This is a genomic window from Clostridium sp. CM041 (genome assembly GCF_055081035.1).
Genome location: NZ_CM143648.1, coordinates 794,043 through 816,872, shown reverse-complemented (window position 1 = coordinate 816,872; position 22,830 = coordinate 794,043). Strand labels below are relative to the sequence as shown.

Annotated in this window: 21 protein-coding genes; 15 read left to right on the top strand and 6 right to left on the bottom strand. The window is 33.0% G+C overall.

Annotation, left to right across the window (positions count from 1 at the left end; translation table 11 throughout):
• Position 1: 1 nt before the first annotated feature.
• Entirely contained in the window at positions 2–643 is a 642-nt protein-coding gene (locus tag ACWJJT_RS03965) for a pentapeptide repeat-containing protein (RefSeq protein ID WP_462956136.1), read from the bottom strand.
• A gap of 220 nt (positions 644–863) precedes the next feature.
• Here ACWJJT_RS03965 and ACWJJT_RS03960 point away from each other — a divergent pair, with 220 nt between their 5' ends.
• From ACWJJT_RS03960 to ACWJJT_RS03925, 8 genes are all read left to right on the top strand, one after another.
• Positions 864–1,118, top strand: a complete 255-nt coding sequence (locus tag ACWJJT_RS03960; RefSeq protein ID WP_462956135.1) for a spore coat associated protein CotJA — start codon at positions 864–866, stop codon at positions 1,116–1,118.
• Positions 1,108–1,383 carry a spore coat protein CotJB gene (locus ACWJJT_RS03955; protein ID WP_165414510.1) on the top strand — a complete coding sequence of 92 codons (276 nt, stop codon included), beginning with the start codon at positions 1,108–1,110 and terminating at the stop codon, positions 1,381–1,383. Before ACWJJT_RS03960 ends, ACWJJT_RS03955 begins: the two co-directional genes overlap by 11 nt.
• A 3-nt stretch (positions 1,384–1,386) precedes the next feature.
• Positions 1,387–1,968: a manganese catalase family protein gene (locus ACWJJT_RS03950; RefSeq protein ID WP_165414511.1), complete on the top strand. Its 582-nt coding sequence runs from the start codon at positions 1,387–1,389 to the stop codon at positions 1,966–1,968.
• A 198-nt stretch (positions 1,969–2,166) separates the two neighbouring features.
• Positions 2,167–3,585, top strand: a complete 1,419-nt coding sequence (locus tag ACWJJT_RS03945) for an IS1182 family transposase (RefSeq protein WP_462956134.1) — start codon at positions 2,167–2,169, stop codon at positions 3,583–3,585.
• Positions 3,586–4,077: 492 nt separating this feature from the next.
• Positions 4,078–5,301, top strand: a complete 1,224-nt coding sequence (arcA, locus tag ACWJJT_RS03940; protein WP_462956133.1) for an arginine deiminase — start codon at positions 4,078–4,080, stop codon at positions 5,299–5,301.
• 38 nt (positions 5,302–5,339) lie between these two features.
• A complete protein-coding gene (gene argF / locus ACWJJT_RS03935) occupies positions 5,340–6,338 on the top strand; it encodes an ornithine carbamoyltransferase (protein ID WP_462954559.1) in 999 nt (332 codons plus the stop codon).
• 95 nt (positions 6,339–6,433) lie between these two features.
• Positions 6,434–7,855 carry an arginine-ornithine antiporter gene (arcD, locus tag ACWJJT_RS03930; protein WP_462956132.1) on the top strand — a complete coding sequence of 474 codons (1,422 nt, stop codon included), beginning with the start codon at positions 6,434–6,436 and terminating at the stop codon, positions 7,853–7,855.
• 23 nt (positions 7,856–7,878) lie between these two features.
• Positions 7,879–9,000 (top strand): aminotransferase, encoded by a 1,122-nt coding sequence (locus ACWJJT_RS03925; RefSeq protein ID WP_462956131.1) that lies wholly within the window; start codon positions 7,879–7,881, stop codon positions 8,998–9,000.
• Between the two features lie 159 nt (positions 9,001–9,159).
• Here the strand turns inward: ACWJJT_RS03925 and ACWJJT_RS03920 are convergent, their stop codons facing one another.
• The 5 genes from ACWJJT_RS03920 to ACWJJT_RS03900 all read right to left on the bottom strand — a co-directional run bounded on the left by ACWJJT_RS03920 (position 9,160) and on the right by ACWJJT_RS03900 (position 14,664).
• Positions 9,160–9,867: an MIP/aquaporin family protein gene (locus ACWJJT_RS03920; protein WP_462956130.1), complete on the bottom strand. Its 708-nt coding sequence runs from the start codon at positions 9,865–9,867 to the stop codon at positions 9,160–9,162.
• Between the two features lie 104 nt (positions 9,868–9,971).
• Positions 9,972–11,462, bottom strand: a complete 1,491-nt coding sequence (gene glpK, locus ACWJJT_RS03915; RefSeq protein ID WP_462956129.1) for a glycerol kinase GlpK — start codon at positions 11,460–11,462, stop codon at positions 9,972–9,974.
• 115 nt (positions 11,463–11,577) lie between these two features.
• Positions 11,578–11,943, bottom strand: a complete 366-nt coding sequence (locus tag ACWJJT_RS03910; protein WP_462956128.1) for a DUF1667 domain-containing protein — start codon at positions 11,941–11,943, stop codon at positions 11,578–11,580.
• A 6-nt stretch (positions 11,944–11,949) separates the two neighbouring features.
• The gene (locus tag ACWJJT_RS03905) at positions 11,950–13,209 is read right to left on the bottom strand and encodes an NAD(P)/FAD-dependent oxidoreductase (RefSeq protein WP_462956127.1); all 1,260 of its coding nucleotides are present in this window, start codon (positions 13,207–13,209) and stop codon (positions 11,950–11,952) included.
• 15 nt (positions 13,210–13,224) lie between these two features.
• The gene (locus ACWJJT_RS03900; protein ID WP_462956126.1) at positions 13,225–14,664 is read right to left on the bottom strand and encodes an FAD-dependent oxidoreductase; all 1,440 of its coding nucleotides are present in this window, start codon (positions 14,662–14,664) and stop codon (positions 13,225–13,227) included.
• Positions 14,665–14,931: 267 nt separating this feature from the next.
• On the opposite strand from ACWJJT_RS03900, the gene ACWJJT_RS03895 reads away from it, so the two are divergent.
• The 7 genes from ACWJJT_RS03895 (at position 14,932) to aroE (ending at position 22,829) form a co-directional block, all read left to right on the top strand.
• Positions 14,932–15,504, top strand: a complete 573-nt coding sequence (locus ACWJJT_RS03895) for a glycerol-3-phosphate responsive antiterminator (RefSeq protein WP_462956125.1) — start codon at positions 14,932–14,934, stop codon at positions 15,502–15,504.
• Between the two features lie 485 nt (positions 15,505–15,989).
• The gene (gene aroF, locus ACWJJT_RS03890; RefSeq protein ID WP_462956124.1) at positions 15,990–17,003 is read left to right on the top strand and encodes a 3-deoxy-7-phosphoheptulonate synthase; all 1,014 of its coding nucleotides are present in this window, start codon (positions 15,990–15,992) and stop codon (positions 17,001–17,003) included.
• Between the two features lie 359 nt (positions 17,004–17,362).
• Positions 17,363–18,439 carry a 3-dehydroquinate synthase gene (gene aroB / locus ACWJJT_RS03885; RefSeq protein ID WP_462956123.1) on the top strand — a complete coding sequence of 359 codons (1,077 nt, stop codon included), beginning with the start codon at positions 17,363–17,365 and terminating at the stop codon, positions 18,437–18,439.
• Positions 18,440–18,467: 28 nt separating this feature from the next.
• Complete coding sequence (gene aroA, locus ACWJJT_RS03880; RefSeq protein WP_462956122.1) at positions 18,468–19,760, top strand: 3-phosphoshikimate 1-carboxyvinyltransferase; 1,293 nt, start codon at positions 18,468–18,470, stop codon at positions 19,758–19,760.
• Positions 19,741–20,811 carry a chorismate synthase gene (gene aroC / locus ACWJJT_RS03875; RefSeq protein ID WP_462956121.1) on the top strand — a complete coding sequence of 357 codons (1,071 nt, stop codon included), beginning with the start codon at positions 19,741–19,743 and terminating at the stop codon, positions 20,809–20,811. Before aroA ends, aroC begins: the two co-directional genes overlap by 20 nt.
• A gap of 13 nt (positions 20,812–20,824) precedes the next feature.
• Positions 20,825–21,964 carry a prephenate dehydratase gene (gene pheA / locus ACWJJT_RS03870; RefSeq protein WP_462956120.1) on the top strand — a complete coding sequence of 380 codons (1,140 nt, stop codon included), beginning with the start codon at positions 20,825–20,827 and terminating at the stop codon, positions 21,962–21,964.
• A gap of 40 nt (positions 21,965–22,004) precedes the next feature.
• On the top strand, positions 22,005–22,829 hold the full coding sequence (gene aroE, locus ACWJJT_RS03865) for a shikimate dehydrogenase (protein WP_462956119.1): 825 nt from the start codon (positions 22,005–22,007) through the stop codon (positions 22,827–22,829).
• Position 22,830 lies beyond the last annotated feature (1 nt).

Here is a 22,830-nt window from a genome sequence, read left to right as displayed (position 1 = left end):
ATTACATATTGTTTTTTAAAAACTTAATTATATAACTTAATGTGTGAAAATCACAATTTAAATCGGATTTAATGATATTTAATCCTTTAATTAAGGTGTCCTCATCAAAGTTATCTAATAATATTGTTAAATTTATCATGTTAATGCCACCATCTTTTGTATCTAGAACCCTTGCAGCCTTTACATATTTATTTTTCATTGCATCTAGAATAGCTATTCTAAGGTCCTCACTAATTTCAAATTGTGGCATTTCATCAAAGATTTTGATGTCTGTGTTTTTAATGCTAAGATTCTTAGCTTTTGTAACATCAGTTGACAAAAATATAGTATTTTTAAATTCCGCATCTTTAAAATCAACACCGTCTAGATTCACAGAATCAAATATAGTATTTTCAAATATAGTATTTTTGAAATCACTGCCTTTTAGATTTGTTCCAATAAATTCGGCCCACTTAAAGGTACACTCAAAAAACACACATGATTTAAAATGCGCACCTCTAAAATTTACAAAATTAAAATTAGAGTTTGAAAAATCACTATTATAGCAATTGCTTCTCTCAAGATTTTTATACATAAAATTCTTACCTATTTTCTCTATGTTGTTGTAAATAAAATTACCTTTAACACTTTGATTCTTACCCATTTTTACCTCCATGGCAAATGCATTTATTTGCCTTACTTGATATTAGTATACTTTAAAAAAACTTCTAACCGATTTTAAGGTGGTTAGAAGTTTTTATATTCATTATAAATAGTATACACAATTTCAATAAAAGTCAATAATTTATTAAAAGAAAACTATCACATTTTTAAATACCTGAATATAATATTATGTACTCAACAATATTATATGGAGGATTAAATTGGAACAGAATGAAATGAGAAAAAAAACAAACTGCCCAACAATGAGTAATTGTATTCCACAAGAAACTATAATAGAAAATGTTAGATTAGCTGCAGCTTACGTTCCGTACCAAAAACTTTGCACGATTTTTGCGCCTTTAGAAGCACTTAAAAGAGGAACTGCTTTCCCAGAACTTTATAGTCCGTTTGAGGGGGAAAACAAAAAAAATAGTCCATTTGCATCAAGTAAAAAGGGGAGTACTTATGAAGACTAAAATGGAACTTTTAAAACTAATTGTTGCTTCAGAATTTATGAAAGATGACCTAGGTTTGTTTCTTAATACCCATCCAATGGATCAAGAGGCTCTTGCAAAATATAATTTTTATGTGATGGAATCAAGAGGATTAAGAGAAAGCTATGAGATGAATTACGGAATGTTGTCTGACAACTCGCTGAGCCCTTATCCATGGCAGTGGATAAATAATCCATGGCCTTGGGAAACTGATGCTAATTTCAAACTTGAAAGGGGGGATATGTAATTTATGTGGACATACGATAAGTTTTTACAGTATCCAGTGAAAATTAAAAATCCAAATCCTGCAATGGCGAAAATTATTATTACTCAATATGGCGGACCGGATGGTGAATTAGGTGCCTCATTAAGATATCTGAGTCAGCGCTTTTCTATGATTACGCCTCAAGCTATAACAACATGTACTGATATTGGTACGGAAGAATTGGCTCATTTAGAAATGGTAGGTGCTATGGTTAGGCAGCTAATGAAAGGTGCCAGTCTTGAAGAAATTGAAAAAGGAGGTATGAGTGGCTATTATGTAGATCACGGTAGAGGAGTATACCCTGTAAGTGCTTCAGGAGTACCCTTTAATGCTTCTTATCTTCAATCAAAAGGGGATCCAATTGTAGATCTTACTGAAAACTTAGCAGCAGAGCAAAAAGCAAGGGCAACTTATGAGTATCTAATAAACATGGCAGATGACCCTGATGTATTAGATCCATTGAAGTTTCTACGAGAAAGAGAAATTGTTCACTATCAAAGGTTTGGTGAATCTCTTAGGATTGTTCAAGATTACTTGCAGGAACCTCGTTTGTTTACAATGAGATAGTGAATTATAAGTACACATATAAATGATAATAAAGCTTAGGATTGTGAAAACAATCCTAAGCTTCAGACCGTTGACAAACATAAAATGTAAAACACTCTAATTTAAAATTGGAGTGTTTTTTCATATTCAAAAAGGATTTTAGGACATCAATGTCGAATATATATAGTATACAAACTTTATAATTCGGAGGGCATTATTATGATTAATGAAAAGAACTTCACACAACAAAAACTAGAAATGGTGTATTTAGAAGATTTAGTTCCTAAAGACCATATTCTGAGAAATATAGATAAATACATGGATTTCTCTTTTATAAGAGAACTGACTAAAAAATATTACTGCTTAGATAATGGAAGACCTGGCGTAGATCCTATTATACTTTTTAAAATGCTGTTTATTGGGTACTTATTTGGAATAAAATCTGAACGACAACTTGTAAAGGACATTGAAGTAAATGTGGCTTATAGATGGTTTCTAGGACTAAGTCTTACTGATCCTATTCCAGATCATTCAACAATTAGCCAAAATAGACGTAGACGGTTTAAAGGTACAGATGTGTTTCAAAAAATATTTGACGAAGTAGTATTTAAGGCTATAAATCTTAAGATGGTAACCGGTAAAATACTTTACACAGATTCTACACACCTAAAAGCAAATGTTAATAAGCGAAAGCTTGTGAAAATTGAAGTTGAAAAAACGCCGAAAGAATATGTAGCTGAACTTAATAAAGCAGTGGAAGAAGATAGAATAAACCATGGTAAAAAACCTTTAAAAGAAAAAGAACCTGTTACCAAAATAAAAGAAACTAAAGTTAGCACAACCGACCCCGACAGTGGATATATGATGAGAGATGGCAAGCCGGAAGGCTTCTCATATTTAGATCACAGAACTGTCGATAGCAGACATAACATAATTACTGATGTGTATGTTACTCCTGGAAACATAAATGATGTTGATCCTTATATCGATAGATTAGATGTGCAAATAAAAAAGTTTAATTTTAACACAAAATATGTTGGTGCAGATGCTGGTTATGCTACAAATCTTATATGTAAAGAACTATATGAGAGGGAATTAAAATCTGTAATGGGATACCGTAGGTCTCCACATACAAAAGGAATGTACACAAAAAATAAATTCCAATATGTTAAAGAGCAGGACATTTACGTATGCCCTGACTTAAGGGCTTTACATTATAAAACGACAACAAGAGAAGGATATAAAGAATATGTTGGTAATGCAAAATATTGCGAGATATGTCCAAATAGAGCTCAATGCTTTTCTGCAAAAAGCAAGTTTAAAACTATTAGAAGACATGTTTGGGAAACGTATAAAGAAGATGTTGTAAAGTTCACCAGAACAGATAAAGGCAGAAATATATATAGAAGAAGAAAAGAAACTATAGAGCGAAGCTTCGCAGATTCAAAACAACTGCATGGGCTTCGCTATTGCCATATGCGTGGATTAGAAAATGTGCAAGAGCAGTGTCTGCTTACAGCAGCAGTGCAGAATATGAAAAAGATAGCTAGCCTGCTATCTTTACTGTTTTTTGATTTTCTAACTAAGAAGATAGTTGTTATTTTAAATTTATCCATAACTCAAAATGCTATCGCATAATTGCATGCAAAAAGCCCAGTATAATAAAAAAATTATACTGGGTTTGTAAACAACCTGAAGCTTAGGATTGTGAAAACAATCCTAAGCTTTTAATTTATAAAAAAATGGCGGTTGACTTCCATATACAAAGATGGTAAAATCTTAACAGAATTATGAACAAATTATTAACGGAAATCATTAAACACATTTATAAGTATAAATAACCAAAAATAAGTTGAATGAATATTTATGCTTTAGTTTTATTGTTATGCATTGTAAATTAGATAAATGCGAATATATATACAAACAATCTGACGTTTTAATTTATCAAGGGGAGATGTATGTAGTATTATTGCGCAAAATAGAGATTTTCATAACCATATAGTGATAATTCAGGAGCAAAGCTAATGATCAAGATATATATGCAATTACAGTGAAATAATGGGGTTCCCTTATAAAATCGTACACTTTATAATGATAGTATAAATAAAAATGAATAGGAGGCCAAGTTAAATGGAATCATTTATAAATGTAACTTCTGAAATAGGAAAACTTAATAAAGTAATGCTACATAGACCCGGTAGAGAAATAGAAAATTTAGTACCAAATCTTCTTGAAAGATTACTTTTCGATGATATTCCTTATTTAGAAGTAGCGCGAAAAGAACATGACATATTTGCAAAAATATTAAAAGAAAACGATGTGGAAGTTCTCTATTTAGAAGAACTTGTAACAGAGGCTTTGAATGAGGATCAAACAAAAAAAATATTTTTACAACAGTTTTTATATGAAAGCCACATTAGTAATAAAGAAATATATAAATCTCTTTATGATTATTTAATGTCAAAGCCTACAAGAGAAATGATTGATATACTTATGGCTGGAGTTAGAAAAAACGAAATAGCTGTTAAGGAGATTCATTCTCTAAGAGGATTAATAGGAACTCAGTATCCATTCTACTTAGATCCTATGCCTAATCTTTACTTTACTCGCGATCCAGGTGCTTCAATTGGAAATGGTATTACTATAAATACTATGCAAACTGAAGCTCGAAGACGTGAGACTTTGTTCCTAGAATTTATTCATGAATATCATAGATCCTTCAAACAAAATGAAGTGCCCCTTTGGTATGATAGAAGCCTTCCAAGTAATATCGAAGGTGGGGACGAACTTATATTATCTGCCACAACCCTTGCAATAGGATGTAGTCAAAGAACTTCCCCTGAAGCTATAGAAGTTGTAGCAAGAAACTTGTTTGAAAAACATACTACTTTTGAAAAAGTATTAGTATTAGAAATTCCATCTAGTAGAGCATTTATGCATCTTGATACTGTATTTACTATGGTTGATTATGATAAATTTACAATACACCCAGAGATAGAAGGACCACTTAATGTTTTCGAAATTACAAAAGGTGTCAATGGACAATTAAATATTAAGCAAGAAAAAGATATATTGCAAAATGTATTAAAATCTGCATTAAAAGTGACCTCTGTTGATTTAATAAGATGTGGCGGTGGTGACGCTATTGTAGCAGCAAGAGAGCAATGGAACGATGGATCAAACACTCTAGCTATTGCACCAGGAAAAGTTATAACTTATGAACGAAATTATGTTACTAATGAAATTTTATCAAAACATGGTGTAACAGTACTCACAATGCCAAGTGCTGAACTTTCTAGAGGAAGAGGCGGCCCAAGATGTATGAGTATGCCACTAAATAGAGATAACTTATAAAAACAATATAATAACAACAATATTAGGAGGAATTTATTATGTTTAACTTAAGAAACAGAAACTTTTTAACTTTGATGGACTTTACTCCAAATGAAATAAACTACTTTTTAGATTTAGCTAGAGATTTAAAAAGAGCTAAGTATGCAGGTACAGAACAACAGAAATTAAAAGGTAAAAATATTGCGCTAATATTTGAAAAGAGCTCTACAAGAACAAGATGTGCTTTTGAAGTAGGAGCACTAGACCAAGGAGCTCATGTAACTTACCTTGGACCTACAGGAACTCAAATTGGTAAAAAGGAATCTGTAGCAGATACAGCTAGAGTTCTTGGAAGAATGTATGATGGAATAGAATATAGAGGATATGGTCAAGAAATAGTTGAAGAACTAGCAAAATATGCAGGAGTTCCTGTATGGAACGGATTAACAACTGAAGACCACCCAACACAAATTCTTGCAGATTTTTTAACTATAAAAGAACACTTTGACAAACCATTAAGCGACATTGTGTTTGTATATGCAGGAGATGGAAGAAACAACATGGCAAATGCATTGATGATAGGTGCTGCTAAAATGGGTATGGACTTTAGAATCGTATCACCAAAGAGCTTGTTCCCAGAAACAGCATTAGTTTCAAAATGTAATGAAATTGCTAAAGAAACAGGAGGAAAAATTACTATTACAGATAGCGTGGCTGCAGGAGTTAAAAATGCAGATGTAATCTACACAGACGTATGGGTTTCTATGGGCGAAGCAGACGAAGTATGGGCATCAAGAATAGAACTATTAAGACCATACCAAGTTAATATGGAAATGCTTAATAAGACAGGTAATAAAAACGTTAAATTCATGCACTGCCTACCAGCTTTTCATGATTTAAAGACACTTGTAGGTAAAGATATATTTGAAAAATATGGTCTTGAAGGTTTAGAAGTTACAGATGAGGTATTTGAAAGTACACATTCTATAGTATTTGATGAAGCAGAAAACAGAATGCATACAATCAAAGCAATTATGGTTGCTACACTTGGAAACTAGCCTAAAATAATTATAAAATTAATTGGTGAGGGCAATATTATTGCTCTCACCAATTTAAAATATTGCTTATACATTAATCAAAAGGAGATTATAAAATGTCAGATAGATCAAAAAAACTAGGGTTGTTTTCACTAACAGCATTAGTTATTACGTCCTCAATAGGTGCTGGTATATTTAGTATATCTAGTGATTTAGTATCTGGTGCTGCAGCAGGACCTGCAATTATTGCATGGATAATTGTTGGTTTTGGTGTTTTAATGTTATCGTTATCTTTTAACAATTTATTATTAAAAAAGCCTGAATTAAATGGCATATTCAGCTATGCAGAAGATGGTTTTGGAAAATTTGGAGGTTTTATTAGTGGATGGGGATACTGGTTATCATCTTGGCTTGGCAATGTAGCCTTTGCCACAATGCTTATGAGTATACTTTCCTACTTCTTTCCTGTCTTTGGAAATGGTCATAATATACCATCAATTATCGGTGCAAGCGTTTTTATATGGTTACTTACTTACATAGTTAATAGAGGAGTTGAAGAAGCCGCTGTTATAAATACACTAGTTACCTTATTTAAATTAATACCAATCTTTTTATTCATAGTAATAGGTATTATAGCTTTTAAGGTGGATTTATTTACATATCATTTTTGGGGAAACATATCTACTAATTTTAAAATATCAGATATATTCGTGCAAGTTAAAAGTTGTATGATGGTAATGATGTGGGTTTTTGTCGGTATAGAAGGGGCCTCAATGTTATCTTCTCGTGCTAATAAGAAATCTGAAGCAGGCAGGGCAACTGTACTAGGACTATTAGGTTTATTAATTATTTATGTTTTAGCTTCTATGATTCCTTATGGTCTTATGAGTAAAGAGCAACTAGTAAATTTACCAACTCCTACAATGGCGTATATCTTAAAAGATATTGTTGGGCCATGGGGAGCTACATTCATAAACATAGGTTTAATAATATCTATTTTAGGTTCATGGTTATCGTGGACAATGTTACCCGCTGAAACCACTCTTTTAATGGCACGTGCAAACCTACTGCCGAAAAAATTTGGTGAAGTAAATAAAGCCGGTGCGCCTACTTTTTCCTTAATTATCACGGCGGCTTTAACTCAATTATTTATTTTCACTTTATTATTTACAGATAAAGCATATCAGTTTGCTTATTCAATGGGTACTGCTGCAATATTAATATGTTATTTATTCGTTGGAATGTATCAATTTAAAATATCTTATATCGACAGACATAAAAAAGGTGAAATAAAACAAATAATCATAGGTTTAATTACAGTGATTTTTGAAATTTGGGGAATTTTAGCTTCAGGAATAAACTATACTCTGCTTTGTCTTTTGGCTTATATTCCTGGGATTGCGTTTTTTGTAATGGCTAGAAAAGAAAATGGTGAAAAGAAATTACTAACAAAAAAACAATTTGTATTAACTTCTTTGATCGTTATTGGATCAATATATGTTATTTATCTATTAGCAATAAGTAAAATTACTATTTAAATTGTTGAAAAGAGGTTTTTAATATGAAAATTGCAAATTTTGGCGTTGAAGAATGGTTAAATGTTTGGGAAAATGATGCTATCTATGATATAGCAGGAAGCTCAATAGCTTCATTTTCATTAGAAGAAATAATATCTATAGATGGGACAACCCCAGAGGAATTTTTCCATGGACTATTAAATACAAAAATGAACTATGGATGGATAGAAGGGTCCCCAGAGTTTAAAAAAGAGGTTAGTAAATTATATAAAAATGTTCCAGCTGAAAATATTCTACAAACTAATGGAGCAACTGGCGCAAATTTATTAGCTTTATATTCATTAATTGAGCCAAATGATCATGTGATTGCCATGCATCCTAGCTATCAACAATTATATGAGATTCCAAGGTCTTTTGGTGCTGAAGTGGAGTTTTGGGAAATTTATGAGGATAATGACTGGCTACCTAAGTTAGACGAATTAAAAAAATTAATGCGTCCAAATACAAAATTAATTTGTTTGAATAATGCAAATAATCCTACTGGAACTATTTTTGATGATAACTTTCTAAAAGAAATAGTTAAGATTGCGGATGCTGTGGGTGCTTACATTTTAGTTGATGAAGTATATAAACCTTTAGATTCTGACATTTCTGTTTCATCAATAGTAGACCTATATGATAAAGGGATTTCTACAAATAGTCTATCAAAAACATATTCAGTTCCAGGAATACGTGTTGGTTGGATTGCTAGCAATAAAGAATTAGCAGATTCATTTAGGAAGTATCGTGATTACACTATGATTTGCGCAGGTGTTTTTGATGATTATCTAGCTGTTCATGTATTAAAAAATAAAGAATTAGTCCTAGATAGAAATAAAAAAATTATCCATGCGAATTTAGAAATTGTTAAGAAATGGATCGAAAATGAACCTCGCGTTTCATTAGTGTTTCCGAAATATGTTTCTACATCATTTATAAAATTAGATATACCTGTTGATGTTGAACAATTCTGCATAGATATTTTAAAAGAAAAAGGAGTTCTTTTAGTTCCAGGCAATCGTTTTGATGTTCCGGGTCATGCTAGGTTAGGATATTGTTCGCATTCAAATATATTAATAAATGGATTAAAAGAGCTATCTGCTTATTTAAAAAAGTTTGATAAATAAGCTATTCTAAAATAATTTATACCTACAAAGTTAATATATTTTACAAATAAAAAAGTTTACATGGAAGTCATAAGATGAAAATACTTACGGCTTACATGTAAACTTTTTTATTAGTTTATTGAGGATTTATGTGTTCCAATTTAACGACTACTTGATTTACTAAAATACAGCTACCCAAACTAATGCTGCAAGTACTGCTCCAACTATTGGGGCAAGTACTGGAATCCATGAATACTCCCAATCAGAGTCTCCTTTACCGGCTATTGGTAATATTGCATGAGCAATTCTTGGTCCTAAATCTCTTGCTGGATTTATTGCATATCCCGTTGGTCCTCCTAAAGAAAGTCCTAAACCCAAAATTAATCCTCCAACAACAAATGTTGGTAAACCTGCAGCAGCTGTAACACCACCTATACCTAATATAACAAAAACCAATACAAATGTTCCGATTACTTCGGTTAAAAAATTTGAAGAATACTTTCTAATTGCTGGTCCTGTACAAAATACTGCGAGTTTTCCAGCCTGGTCATCTGTTGCCTTCCAGTGTTCTAAGTATGTAAGCCATACTAGTGTAGCTCCAGCCATAGCTCCTAACATTTGGGCTATAACATAACCAGGCACTTGCGCCCAGGAAAATTTTCCAGCAACAGCTAAAGCAATAGTAAGCGCTGGGTTAAAGTGAGCACCGCTTATTGCACCAAAAATGAACGCTGGCAACATAACGGCCATTGCCCAACCAGATGCAATTACAATCCATCCGCTATTTTGAGACTTACTTTTGTTTAATACACTGCCTGCAACTACACCGTCTCCTAAAAGAATAAGTATCATAGTACCAAAAAATTCAGCTAATAGTTTTGATGACATTTTATTTTCCCCCTAATTTTCGAATATCTTTATAATGAAATGTATTGTATTGCATCTATATTTGAATACATTTCATATCATATCATATTATAGCTTTATTTTCCTTATTTTGACCAATTTCTTGATCTTCCAATAGCTTTATGCCATCCTTTTAAAAGTTCTACTCTCTTTTCTTCTCCCATTTTTGGTTCAAAGGATCTTGATAGTGCCCAATTTTTCGCAATTTCCTCTTGATCTTTCCAATATCCAACTGCCAGTCCTGCTAAATAGGCAGCACCTAAAGCTGTTGTTTCAATTACTTTTGGTCTGTCAACTTGAACATCTAATATATCTGACTGAAATTGCATTAAGAAGTTATTAGCACATGCACCACCATCCACCTTTAATGATTTAAGTGTAATACCTGAATCTTCTTGCATAGCTTTTAATACATCATTTGTCTGATAAGCTAAGGATTCAAGTGCTGCTCGTATAAAGTGTTCTTTCTTAGTTCCGCGAGTTAAACCAACTATTGTTCCTCTTGCATATGGATCCCAATATGGAGCACCAAGTCCAACGAATGCTGGCACCATATATACGCCAGCTGTATCTTCAACAGCACAGGCATACTCTTCTGATTCAGGTGCGGTCTTTATCATTCTTAATTCATCTCTTAGCCATTGAATAGTTGCACCTGCAACAAATACACTGCCTTCAAGAGCGTAGTTAACTTTGCCATTAATGCCGTAAGCTATAGTTGTAAGTAAACCATTGTGGGAATCAACTGCTTTTTCACCAGTGTTCATTAATAAGAAGCAACCAGTACCATAAGTATTTTTAGCCGTTCCAGCTTGATAACAAGTTTGTCCAAATAGGGCAGCTTGCTGATCACCGGCTGCGCCAGCTATTGCAATTGGAGAACCAAATATTGAATTATCGGTGTATCCATAAACACAGCTTGATGGTTTTACTTCTGCAAGCATTGATTTTGGTATATCTAAAGTACTAAGTATTTCATCGTCCCATTTCAATTCATGAATGTTGTATAGAAGTGTTCTTGAAGCATTTGTATAATCTGTTACATGAACCTTTCCATTTGTTAATTTCCAAATTAACCATGAATCAATAGTACCAAATATTAAATTACCTTTTTCAGCCTCGTCTCTAGCACCAGAAACATTATCAAGTATCCATTTAACTTTTGTTCCAGAAAAATAAGCATCGAGTATAAGTCCAGTTTTATCGCGTACTACTTTATCAAAGCCTACAGTCTTTAATTCATCACACATGCCAGCAGTTCTTCTACATTGCCAAACAATTGCATTGTATACAGGAATTCCAGTGTTTTTATTCCAAACCACTGTAGTTTCTCTTTGATTAGTAATACCAATAGCGGAGATATCTTTTGCTGTGGCACCAATTTTAGCCATAGCTTCTTGTGCCATACCTAATTGAGTAGCCCAAATTTCCATAGGATCATGCTCAACCCAACCTGGACTCGGAAATATTTGTGTAAACTCTTTTTGAGCTACACTTGCAATAAGTCCTTCTTTGTTAAATAAAATGCATCTTGAACTTGTTGTTCCTTGGTCTAGTGCCATTACATACTTAGCCATAATTTGTACGCTCCTTTTTCGATTTAATAGTAATCGTTTACTTGATAATTTATGGAAACACGATATTATATTAATATAATATCGTGAATTCTTAATTTAGTTGTTCTAAGTAATATTATATCACTTTAACGTTCTTAGTTGCTATAATATTTACGCCCGTGTCAAGTACGTTTTCTATAATCACATCACCTATAGAAATAGGAGCTTTTACTATAACATTTTTTAATGATCTTACGCAGTCATAAATCATATCCTTTGGAATATCTCTCTCAGTTTTAACAGGAAGTATCTCATTTTCTCCACCTGAAACTAAAACAGAGGATGTAACGACTCTTGTTGGATTAGTGCATTCTTTCTTGCCGTAGGTTTCTCCAATCTTACAGGTATTTCCCTTAACGCTAATAACTTCTTTGCCCTCAAGCGCTACCACAAGAGCACAACCTATTGGACAGCCTATACATGTTAATTCCCTTGTACTCATAGTTAACTACTCCTTTTCTACCTTTATGGTAATCTTTTTACAGTTACTATATTTATCAAAAACTGCTTTAGTTAATTTAACGCTTTCCATTTCGCCTGGTGTAAGAATCTTTTTCTTTAAATGCATTTCGCGCACATCATCAAAATAAACAGATATATAAGCAGATTTATGTACCTCACCAACCCTAAATCTAACATCTATTATGTTATCGATATTTTCAGGATTGATAGTACTTGGTACTGTATACCTAACTCCATCTGTCGCGAAAATCTCAATACTATTTCCTGCATGGTAAATTCCTTTTATATAATCAGAAGCATTTCTACCAGCAGTGTAGCTTTCAGTGGTTACATTATCTACTAAATCATGAACGTGAAGCACATTGCCACAGGTAAATATTCCAGAAATGCTCGTCTGCATGCTTTCATCTACCTCAGGACCCCCAGTAACTCTGGAAAGTTTAACATTAGCTTTTCTAGAAAGTTCATTTTCGGGTAGAAGACCAACAGATAAGAGTAATGTATCACAAGCTATGTATTCCTCAGTTCCCTTAATTGGTTTTCTATGGTCATCAACTTTAGCTATAGTAACTCCGCAAAGTCTATCATGCCCATGTATATCTGTTATAGTGTGGCTTAATTTTAAAGGAATATTAAAATCATCTAAGCATTGTACAATATTTCTCTTAAGTCCACTTGAATGAGGCATTAGTTCTACACAAGCCTTTACCTTTGCACCTTCGAGGGTCATTCGTCTTGCCATTATAAGTCCGATATCTCCAGAACCAAGTATTACTACTTCTTTTCCTGGCATTAGACCCTCAACATTAACATATTTTTGAGCTGTTCCAGCTGTATAAATACCTGCGCATCTTGCACCTGGTATGTTTAAAGCTCCTCTTGGTCTTTCTCTGCATCCCATTGCAAGTATAATTGCTTTTGCCTGGAGCTCCAAGATACCATCTTCTGTATTTACAGCAGTAACTTGTTTACTATCATTTACATCTAGAACCATGGTATTTAGTTTATACTCGATATTAAGTGCAATAACCTTATCAATAAATCGTTGAGAATACTCAGGACCAGTAAGTTCTTCTTTAAATGTGTGAAGACCAAAACCATTATGAATACATTGATTGAGAATACCACCTAATTGATTATCTCTTTCTATAATTAAAATGCTGTTTATCCCTTGATCCTTTGCAGAAACTGCAGCTGCAAGGCCTGCTGGACCTCCACCAATTATGATTAAATCATATTCTTGCATATATATTCCTCCAATTTATAAAGATTGTTTATTTTTGCCAGTGAGCAGTATAGAATTTTCGCCTGATTTTGTAATGGCGCATCGTGGTATATTAAGTTCTCTTGAAAGAATATCTACAACTTTTGTTGCACAAAAGCCCGATTGGCATCTCCCCATTCCAGCTCTTGTCCTTCGTTTAACTCCATCAAGTGTTTTTGCTCCAAGAGGTCTTCTTATAGAGTCTATAATTTCACCTTCTGTTACAGTTTCACACCTACAAACAATTGTTCCATATTCAGGTATTTCCTTGATTATTTTTTTTCGCTCATCGTTTGACATTTCTCTAAATTTTCTTGTACCTTTTCGTATAGGGTTGAATTTCACATTTTCCTGCGGTGCTAATTTTTCTGTTACTATATCAGCTACCATTACAGCAATACTTGGAGCACTAGTTAAACCTGGAGAATCAATTGCTGCTACATTAATAAAGTTCTTAGCGTCTTCTGCTTCCTCAATTATAAAATCATTTCCCGCGCATTTTGATCTATTCCCTGCAAAAGAAGTTATAACCATATTCATAGGAAGTGGCATTTGGATACTTAATTGAGCATTTAAAACGATATCATCGATGCCTTCGCGAGTTGTACTAAGATCAGTTTTGTTATCTTGATCTACAGCATTAGGTCCAATTAGAAGGTTACCATCAACAGTAGGGGTAACTAAAACTCCTTTTCCAAGTTTAGTTGGAAGTTGAAAAATAGTTTTTGTAACTAAATCTCTGCAAGCTTTATCAAATAAGACATATTCTCCTAGCGTGGGAAGTATTTCAAATTTGTTATTGCTTACCATATTATTAATTTCATCCGAAAATAAACCGGCTGCATTTATTACTACTTTTGTTTCAATGTCGCCTTTATTAGTTTTTATAACGTAACAACTTTGTTTTTTTTCTATATTAAGGACCTCAGTTCCAAATTCAAATTCGACGCCATTGGTGTATGCGTTTTCAGCCATAGCAATAGTCATTTCATATGGGCAAACAATTCCTCCTGTTGGAGCATATAATGCACCGACACAGCTCAATGTTACATTAGGTTCCATTTCTCTAACTTGATCTCCATCAAGAATAGCTAAATTAGGTACTCCATTTTTTTCACCTTGTTCAAGTAATTTTTTAAGATCATTCATGTGTTTCTCGTCAAAGCACAGAACCAATGATCCATTCCTCTTAAATGGGAAATCTAATTCCTTTGCAAGCTTTGTATACATTTCATTACCTTTTGCGTTTAATTTTCCCTTAATAGTACTTGGATTAGCATCATACCCTGCATGTACTATTGCACTATTTGCTTTTGTTGTACCAGAAGCAACATCACTAGATTTTTCAATAACACATGTTTTTAAATTATATTTAGATAGCTCTCTTGATACTGAGCAGCCAATAACGCCAGCACCAATAATAGTTACGTCAAACATTATCTTACCTCCTAAATGCAAATAAAAAGAGAACCTTGATTAATAGGTATAAAATACCCATACATCAAGGCTCTCTTTTCTCCGCCTTTACTTATTTAAGTACATACTAACATAATAATTAAAGAAGTACAAGTCCCAATTAAAAACATACATAATTTCGAAACAACAACAGAATGATGTGAATTTGCTTGAATGAGAAATGAGAATGTGATAGTATTTAATTAATTATATCTTATAAACCTAAATAAATTTTTGGAGGGTACATCATTGGAAAACCTAGAACAATTATTAATAGAGAACCCAGTTATTGCAGCCATACGAAATGAGCAGGATTTAAAAAAAGTGATTCTTAGTAATGTTCACATTGTGTTTGTCTTATATGGGAGCATAATAAATCTAAAGAAAACATGTGAGGACCTTAAAGAGGCGGGCAAAGTAGTATTTGTTCATGTGGACTTAATAGAAGGATTAAAGGCAGATTATGCAGGACTGCTTTTTCTAAAACAATGTGGAGAACCTTATGGAATTATAACTACAAGGGCAACAAATATAAAAAATGGGAGAAAACTAGGATTCTGCGCTATACAGAGAATATTTGCAGTAGATTCTTTGGCTTTAGAAACGGGAATAAGAAATATACAATCTGTAATTCCAGATGCTGTAGAGGTTATGCCCGGGGTTGCAAGTAAGATTATTAAAAACATAGGAAATGCAGTGAGAGTTCCAATTATAGCAGGGGGATTGATTCAAAATAAGAAGGATATAATGGAATCAATTAGCGCAGGAGCAATGGCTATTTCAACATCAAAACAAGAATTATGGAGCTTATCTGAAGAATAGTAAAGATGAGATTTTTTTATAGGAACATAAGTTGGTAATTAGTTATCAACTTATGTTCCTATAATTTTTGAGAAATAGACCATTGACAAACATGTTAACATGTTATATCATTTAAACATTAAAGAATTTGAAGATATTAATTTAAACTTTGTGAGGTGTTATTATTATGAAAAATATCATTATTAAGGAAATCAATAAAAAAGTATATTTTTATTTTAGCTGGGGCTATCGTTATTTTAGCGTTAGTTACTTTTTGTGCAAAAAAATATATATGGTTTTTTTTAATAATGAGTTTAGTAATAAAACTATGATACCAGCGTATGCTGATTTATAGAAAGTAAACTAAGTCTGTACGCAAGGAGGACTCATTATAAGGGTTCTTCTTTTTTTAGGGAAGACCCATTATAAGGGGTCTTCCTTTTTTTATAATCATTTATAAGTTGAATTATTTATTAAGACTAAAATCAAAATAAGGAGGAATTTAAATGGTAATCGTAATGAAATCAAATGCAAAACAAGATCAGATTATGAATATTAAGAAAAAGATTGAGGGGTTAGGTTGTGCCGTTCATTTCTCTAAGGGAGAAAACAATTGTGTTTTAGGACTCGTTGGAGATACAAGTGCAATAAACGCAGGCCAGATTGAAGCGGAGGAATGTGTTGATAATGTTATGAGAGTTCAAGCTCCTTACAAAAGGGCTAATAGACTTTTCCATCCTGATGATTCATTAATAAAGGTAGATAACAGAACAATAGGAGGAAAAGAACTAGCAATAATTGCAGGGCCTTGCGCTGTTGAAAGTGAAGAGCAATTGATAACTATTGCAAAAGATGTAAAGCTAGCAGGAGCTAATTTCCTAAGGGGAGGAGCTTATAAACCTAGAACTTCTCCATACAGTTTTCAAGGAATGGAGGAAGAAGGTCTAAGGATATTATTAGAAGCAAAAAAAATAACGGGGCTTCCAATAGTAACTGAAGTTATGAGTGTTGAGCTAGTTGAGAAAATATCGCAATATGCTGATGTACTTCAAATTGGAGCTAGAAATATGCAAAACTTCGACCTTTTAAAGGAAGTAGGGAGATGTAATAAGACAATACTTTTAAAGAGAGGTATGAGTGCAACAATTGAAGAACTTCTTATGTCTGCGGAGTATATAATGTCTGAAGGAAATCAAAATGTAGTTTTATGTGAAAGAGGAATTAGAACCTTTGAAACTTTCACAAGAAACACCTTAGATTTAAGTGCAATTCCAGTGATTAAGAGGCTTAGTCACTTGCCGGTTATAGTTGATCCAAGTCATGCCGCTGGTAAATGGTGGATAGTAGAGTCACTTGCAAAAGCAGCTATAGCAGTTGGAGCAGATGGCCTTGAAATTGAGGTTCATAACGATCCTACTAATGCATTGAGTGATGGACAACAATCATTAAAACCGGAGAAATTTGAGGATCTTGTAAATTCCATAAGAGTAATTGCAAAAACGCAAAATAGAATAGTTTAAGAGGTGGTAAATTTGGATTGTACTGAATTTAATTTTACAATTGTAGGATTAGGACTTATAGGTGGATTCCTTGCTATGGCACTAAAAGAATTAAGACCTAAAAAAATCTAGGCTATTGACATTGATAAAGATGTTTTAGATATAGCTGAGAAAATGAGTATTATTGATAAAGGATATACAAGTCCAGAAATACCACTTAGTAATTCAAATATTGTGATACTTGCGGTTTATCCTTAGCAAAATCGAAGACTTTGAAAACAATATAAAGGAAATAAAAGATACAATAGTAAATCATGATAAAGCTTTTCTAAAGAAAAGGTTTGAGAATGCAACTAATAAGAGAAAGGAGATAAGTAAGGGTGTATAGTATAGAAGTTAGAGCTTCTAGCAGAAGCTATCCAATATACATTAAGAATGGATTACTAGAGGGAATTGGAGCAGAGGTTAAGAAGATATATAAAGGAAGAAAAATAGCTGTAGTAACAGATTCTAATGTTAATGGAATTTATGGGCAAAAGCTTATTAGGTCATTAAAAGGGTCAGGATTTGAAACTTTTAAAATTGTTGTAAAAGCTGGTGAAGAAAGCAAGTCATTCGAAACTCTTTTAGAGGTGTATGATAAACTTTTAGATTTTAAGATAAACAGAGGAGATATTATAATTGCCTTAGGTGGTGGAGTTGTTGGAGATATGACTGGTTTTGCAGCCGCAACTTTTTTAAGAGGGATTCCACTCATACAAATTCCAACTACATTACTAGCACAGGTGGATAGTAGTGTAGGTGGTAAGGTTGCAGTAGATTTGCCTCGTGGAAAGAACCTCGTGGGAAGTTTTTATAGCCCTACAGCAGTTTTTATTGATCCATTACTGCTTGGAACACTTAATGACAAGTTTTTTAGTGATGGAATGGGTGAAGTTATAAAATATGGAGCAATAAAAGATAGTGAGCTATTTTATACATTAATGAATTATGAAAACAAAGAAGCCCTTTTAAAAGAGATAGATAAAATCATTTATACTTGCCTTAGTATTAAGGCCGCTATTGTTGAAGATGATGAGTTGGATACTGGGGGCAGAATGTTATTAAACTATGGTCATACCATCGGTCACGCAATTGAGCAATTCTTTAATTTTGAGGTGTATTCCCATGGAGAAGCAGTGTCAATGGGGATGTATTCTATAACAAAACTAGGAGAAGAACTAGGAATGACTAAAACTGGAACAGCAAGTGCTATAAAAGACATTTTAATTAAGTATAATTTGCCTTGGATGTTACCTGAAATAAAAAGTGAGAATATAATTAAGACTATTAGTCATGATAAGAAAAACATTGGGGAATCCATGAATTTCATATTAATAGAATCCATTGGAAATAGTTTTATTGAAAAAATTAATGAAGCTAATATTAAGGGTTATCTGCAAAAAATTCTTAAATAATTATTATATTGAATTGAGGTGTTCGTCGATGAAGTCAGTTATAATTCAACCTTTTTCTTTGAATGGAAAAGTCAAAATTCCGCCTTCAAAATCATTATCCCATAGAGCGGTTATAGCTGCAGGATTAAGTAATGGGGAATGTGCCATTAATAATATTAGTATGTCTGAGGATATAATAGCTACTTGTGAAATAATGGAGAAACTTGGAGTTAAGATTAAACAATTCCCAAACAATCTTGTGGTATGTGGAAAAGGTAAGCTTCAGCTTGCATGCGGTGGAACTTTGAGAAGCGAGCTACAATGCAATGAAAGTGGATCAACACTACGTTTTTTAATTCCTATAGCAATTTTAACTGGAGAAAAAATAATCTTTAAAGGGAAGTCCAAACTAGTACAAAGAACACTTAAACCTTATTATGAAATTTTTGATAAGCAGAATATAAAGTACACTACTAACAATGGGTGTCTTCCTTTAACAATACACGGGAGCCTTAAACCTGGGATTTTTGAACTAAGAGGAGATGTAAGCTCTCAGTTCATTACCGGTCTTATTTATGCGCTGCCTCTATTAAATGGAGAGTCAACGATTAAAATTACTAGTTGCATAGAATCTATTGGGTACATAGATTTAACCCTAAATGTGCTTTCTAAGTTTGGGATAAAGGTAGAAAATAATAATTATAGAGAATTTAAAATAAAAGGAAATCAACATTTCATGAAAAGAGATTATACAGTTGAAGGCGATTTTTCTCAAGCTGCATTTTACCTTGCTGCTGGTGTTTTAGGTGGAGAAATTGAATGCATTGATTTAAATATGGAATCACTTCAAGGAGACAAAGTAATATTGGACATAATTAAAAATATGGGCGGAAAGATTACTATTGAAGATGGTATTATAAGAGCTTCAAAATCAGATTTAAAAGGTACCGTTATTGATGCATCACAATGTCCTGACCTTGTACCAATTGCTGCGGTGCTTGGTGCTTTAAGCGATGGAACAACAGAGATCATTAATGCTGCTAGAGTTAGAATAAAAGAATCTGATAGATTAAAAGCTATAGCAACAGAGCTAAATAAAATTGGAGCAGAGGTTATTGAAAGAGAGGATTCACTTCTAATTCATGGTAAACCATGGCTTAAGGGCGGAATTGTAAGCAGTTGGAATGATCATAGAATAGCTATGGCTATGGCAATTGCTTCAATTAGATGCACGCAGAAGCTCACAATTGAGGATAGTGGGGCAGTGAAAAAATCCTATCCAGAGTTTTATGAGGATTTTAAGGGGTTAGGAGGAAAAGTTAATGAGCGGACAATGGGGTAAAAAAGTAAAGTATTCCATATTTGGAGAATCGCATGGAAGAGGAATAGGAATAATTATTGATGGGTTACCGCCAGGTATAAAGCTTGATATGGATTTTATTAATAGTGAAATGCAAAGACGCGCTCCAGGACGAGATGAATTTTCAACTAAAAGAAAAGAAGGTGATAAATTTGAAATACTAAGTGGATATTTTAATGGATATACCACAGGGACACCTCTTTGTAGCGTTATTTTTAATGAAAATCAAAATTCGAAGGATTACGATAAGTTAAAGGATTTAGTAAGACCGGGTCATGCTGATTTTACAGGAAAGGTTAAATATTCAGGCTTTAACGATTATAGAGGTGGCGGCCATTTCTCAGGAAGAATTACAGCACCACTTGTTTTTGCAGGTGCTGTTGCGAAACAGATACTTTTTGATAAGGGAATCGAAATAGGAAGTCACATTTTAAGTATTGGGAATGTGTTTGATAGTTATTTTGATGGAGTCAATTTAAAGAAACAGATATTAGCAGATATTCTAAAGAAAGATTTTCCTGTAATTGATGATTCAAAGGGAAAAGAAATGAAGAACATTATATTAAAGGCGAAGGAAGAAACAGATTCGGCTGGAGGTATAATTGAAGCTACTATATTAAATGTGCCTTGTGGACTGGGGGAACCATTCTTTGATTCTATAGAGAGCAATTTAGCTCAATTACTATTTTCTGTGCCTGCAGTTAAGGGTGTAGAATTTGGAATGGGCTTTCAAATAACAAAACTTCGGGGAAGCGCATCAAATGATGTACCGTGCATTAAAAATGGGAGTGTATTGACGAAAACTAACAATAATGGTGGAATTAATGGTGGTATTTCTAATGGAATGCCGATAGTTTTTAGGGTAGCTATGAAACCAACACCTTCTATTGCAAAAACTCAAGATACCATTGATATGGTGACTTGTGAAAATTCGGAAGTATCTGTTGCAGGAAGGCATGACCCTTGCATAGTTTTAAGAGCGCTAGCAGTGATAGAAGCTTGCGCTGCAATGAGTATTTTAGATTTTATTTGAAGGATGTGCTTTAATGAGTAAATTAGATGATTTTAATATAGATAATTTAAGAAGTGAAATTGATAAAATTGACTCAAGCCTTGTATCATTATTTGAAAAGCGTATGGAAGTAGTTTTAAAGGTAGCTGAATATAAAAAAAATAATCATATAGAAGTTTTAAATAAGGCTAGAGAAGAAATAGTTATAAAGAAGAATTTAGACTTAGTTAAAAATAAAAATTTGTTTTCAGAGGTAGAAGAATTTTTCAAATCCGTTATGGAAATAAGTAGAGGGTTTCAAAACAAAAATTTAAATCGGGAGGGGGCTTTTGCTACTGAGAAAAAGCTTACAGTTGGGTTTTATGGCGTAACAGGTTCCTTTAGCGAACAAGCCTTAAAGGGATATTTCGGTGAAAATGTGGACTCAAAAGCAATAAGTGAGTTTGAAGATATATTTTTGCAATTGAAATATGGGAAGATAAATTATGGTGTTATCCCTATAGAAAATTCTTCCACAGGAACAATATCCGCGGTTTATGACCTTCTAAATAAATATAATTTTTATATAACAGGGGAAAAATATCTTAAAATAAGCCAAAACTTAATGGGAATTAGAGGATCAACATTAGATGATATCAAAGAGGTTTACTCTCATCCACAGGGATTAGAGCAAAGTATGGAATTTTTAAAAGGCTACAAGCAGTGGAAGTTAGTTCCCTATAACAGTACTGCAAAAAGTGCGCAGTTAGTTAAAGATAGACAGGACAAAACCTTGGTAGCCATAGCTAGCGCTAAGGCAGCGGAAATATACAACCTTGAGATTTTGCAGAAAAATGTAAATTCAAATGCAACAAATATGACTAGGTTTGTTGTTATTGGTAAAGAGATGGAGTCAACTAGCGGAAACAATAAAACAAGCTTAGTTTTATCAACTACCCACAAGGCAGGTTCGCTCTATCATGTTTTAAAGCATTTTGAAGAAAATGGTATAAACCTTATGAAAATTGAATCTAGACCAATAAAGGATAAGCCATGGGAATATTTCTTTTACATAGATTTCCACGGAAACATAGATGAAGATAAAATTATATCTTCAATTAAGTTAATTAAAAAGAATAGCCGTTATTTTAAAATATTGGGCAATTATAAAAGTGAAATGATTGACAATGAATAAATGATATTAGTAAGTTTTACTTAAGAAATGAGGGGGAGTTATGTCAGAGTTATATGGTTTACTTGGAGAAAAACTATCACATAGTGTTTCGCCGCAAATACATTCAATGGTATTTAATAAATTGAATATGAAGGGTTATTATCATCTCTTCGAATTTAAAAGCAAAGATCTGAAAGCGGCAATGGCCGGATTTAATGTTATTAAACCAAGAGGTATTAATGTAACTATTCCTTATAAAATTAAGGTTATGGAATTACTTGATGAGGTTAGCATAGAAGCAAAAGCGATAGGAGCTGTAAACACCCTAAAGTTTGAGGAAAACAAAACTATTGGATACAACACAGATTACTTTGGAATTGGAATGCTTTTCAATAAGTATGGTATTGAAGTGAAAAATAAAAAAGCAACAATACTTGGCAACGGTGGAGTAGCAGTTACTGTGGTTCAATATTTATTAAATAAGGGAATAACTGAAATTACTGTAGTTACAAGAGATATCTCAAGGATTAAGGAAAACAGCAAATTTAATGGTTGTAAATTGATTTCTTATAATGAAATTCAAGGGCTTAAAGAGTCAGATATAGTGGTAAACTGTACACCACTTGGAATGTATCCTAATTTGGACAATTCTCCAATTGAAAAGAAACATATTGGTAAATTTGGCGCCGCTGTGGATATGATCTACAATCCTAAGGAAACCCTATTTTTAAAGTATGCGAAGGAGACGGGTTTAAAAGCAGTTAATGGTCTTTATATGCTAGTTGGCCAGGCAATTGCTGCTCAGGAAATCTGGAATGATATTAAGATCCCAAAGATAATAATTGATGAAATTTATGATGAGCTAGAAAAGGGAGTAGAAAATTAAA

What these genes read in the sequence shown, in the direction of transcription:
- ACWJJT_RS03965 (WP_462956136.1), bottom strand. Translation starts at nt 643, where the DNA reads ATGGGTAAGAATCAAAGTGTTAAAGGTAATTTTATTTACAACAACATA.
- ACWJJT_RS03955 (WP_165414510.1), top strand. Translation starts at nt 1,108, where the DNA reads ATGAAGACTAAAATGGAACTTTTAAAACTAATTGTTGCTTCAGAATTT.
- ACWJJT_RS03950 (WP_165414511.1), top strand. Translation starts at nt 1,387, where the DNA reads ATGTGGACATACGATAAGTTTTTACAGTATCCAGTGAAAATTAAAAAT.
- ACWJJT_RS03945 (WP_462956134.1), top strand. Translation starts at nt 2,167, where the DNA reads ATGATTAATGAAAAGAACTTCACACAACAAAAACTAGAAATGGTGTAT.
- arcA (WP_462956133.1), top strand. Translation starts at nt 4,078, where the DNA reads ATGGAATCATTTATAAATGTAACTTCTGAAATAGGAAAACTTAATAAA.
- argF (WP_462954559.1), top strand. Translation starts at nt 5,340, where the DNA reads ATGTTTAACTTAAGAAACAGAAACTTTTTAACTTTGATGGACTTTACT.
- arcD (WP_462956132.1), top strand. Translation starts at nt 6,434, where the DNA reads ATGTCAGATAGATCAAAAAAACTAGGGTTGTTTTCACTAACAGCATTA.
- ACWJJT_RS03925 (WP_462956131.1), top strand. Translation starts at nt 7,879, where the DNA reads ATGAAAATTGCAAATTTTGGCGTTGAAGAATGGTTAAATGTTTGGGAA.
- ACWJJT_RS03920 (WP_462956130.1), bottom strand. Translation starts at nt 9,867, where the DNA reads ATGTCATCAAAACTATTAGCTGAATTTTTTGGTACTATGATACTTATT.
- glpK (WP_462956129.1), bottom strand. Translation starts at nt 11,462, where the DNA reads ATGGCTAAGTATGTAATGGCACTAGACCAAGGAACAACAAGTTCAAGA.
- ACWJJT_RS03910 (WP_462956128.1), bottom strand. Translation starts at nt 11,943, where the DNA reads ATGAGTACAAGGGAATTAACATGTATAGGCTGTCCAATAGGTTGTGCT.
- ACWJJT_RS03905 (WP_462956127.1), bottom strand. Translation starts at nt 13,209, where the DNA reads ATGCAAGAATATGATTTAATCATAATTGGTGGAGGTCCAGCAGGCCTT.
- ACWJJT_RS03900 (WP_462956126.1), bottom strand. Translation starts at nt 14,664, where the DNA reads ATGTTTGACGTAACTATTATTGGTGCTGGCGTTATTGGCTGCTCAGTA.
- aroF (WP_462956124.1), top strand. Translation starts at nt 15,990, where the DNA reads ATGGTAATCGTAATGAAATCAAATGCAAAACAAGATCAGATTATGAAT.
- aroA (WP_462956122.1), top strand. Translation starts at nt 18,468, where the DNA reads ATGAAGTCAGTTATAATTCAACCTTTTTCTTTGAATGGAAAAGTCAAA.
- aroC (WP_462956121.1), top strand. Translation starts at nt 19,741, where the DNA reads ATGAGCGGACAATGGGGTAAAAAAGTAAAGTATTCCATATTTGGAGAA.
- pheA (WP_462956120.1), top strand. Translation starts at nt 20,825, where the DNA reads ATGAGTAAATTAGATGATTTTAATATAGATAATTTAAGAAGTGAAATT.
- aroE (WP_462956119.1), top strand. Translation starts at nt 22,005, where the DNA reads ATGTCAGAGTTATATGGTTTACTTGGAGAAAAACTATCACATAGTGTT.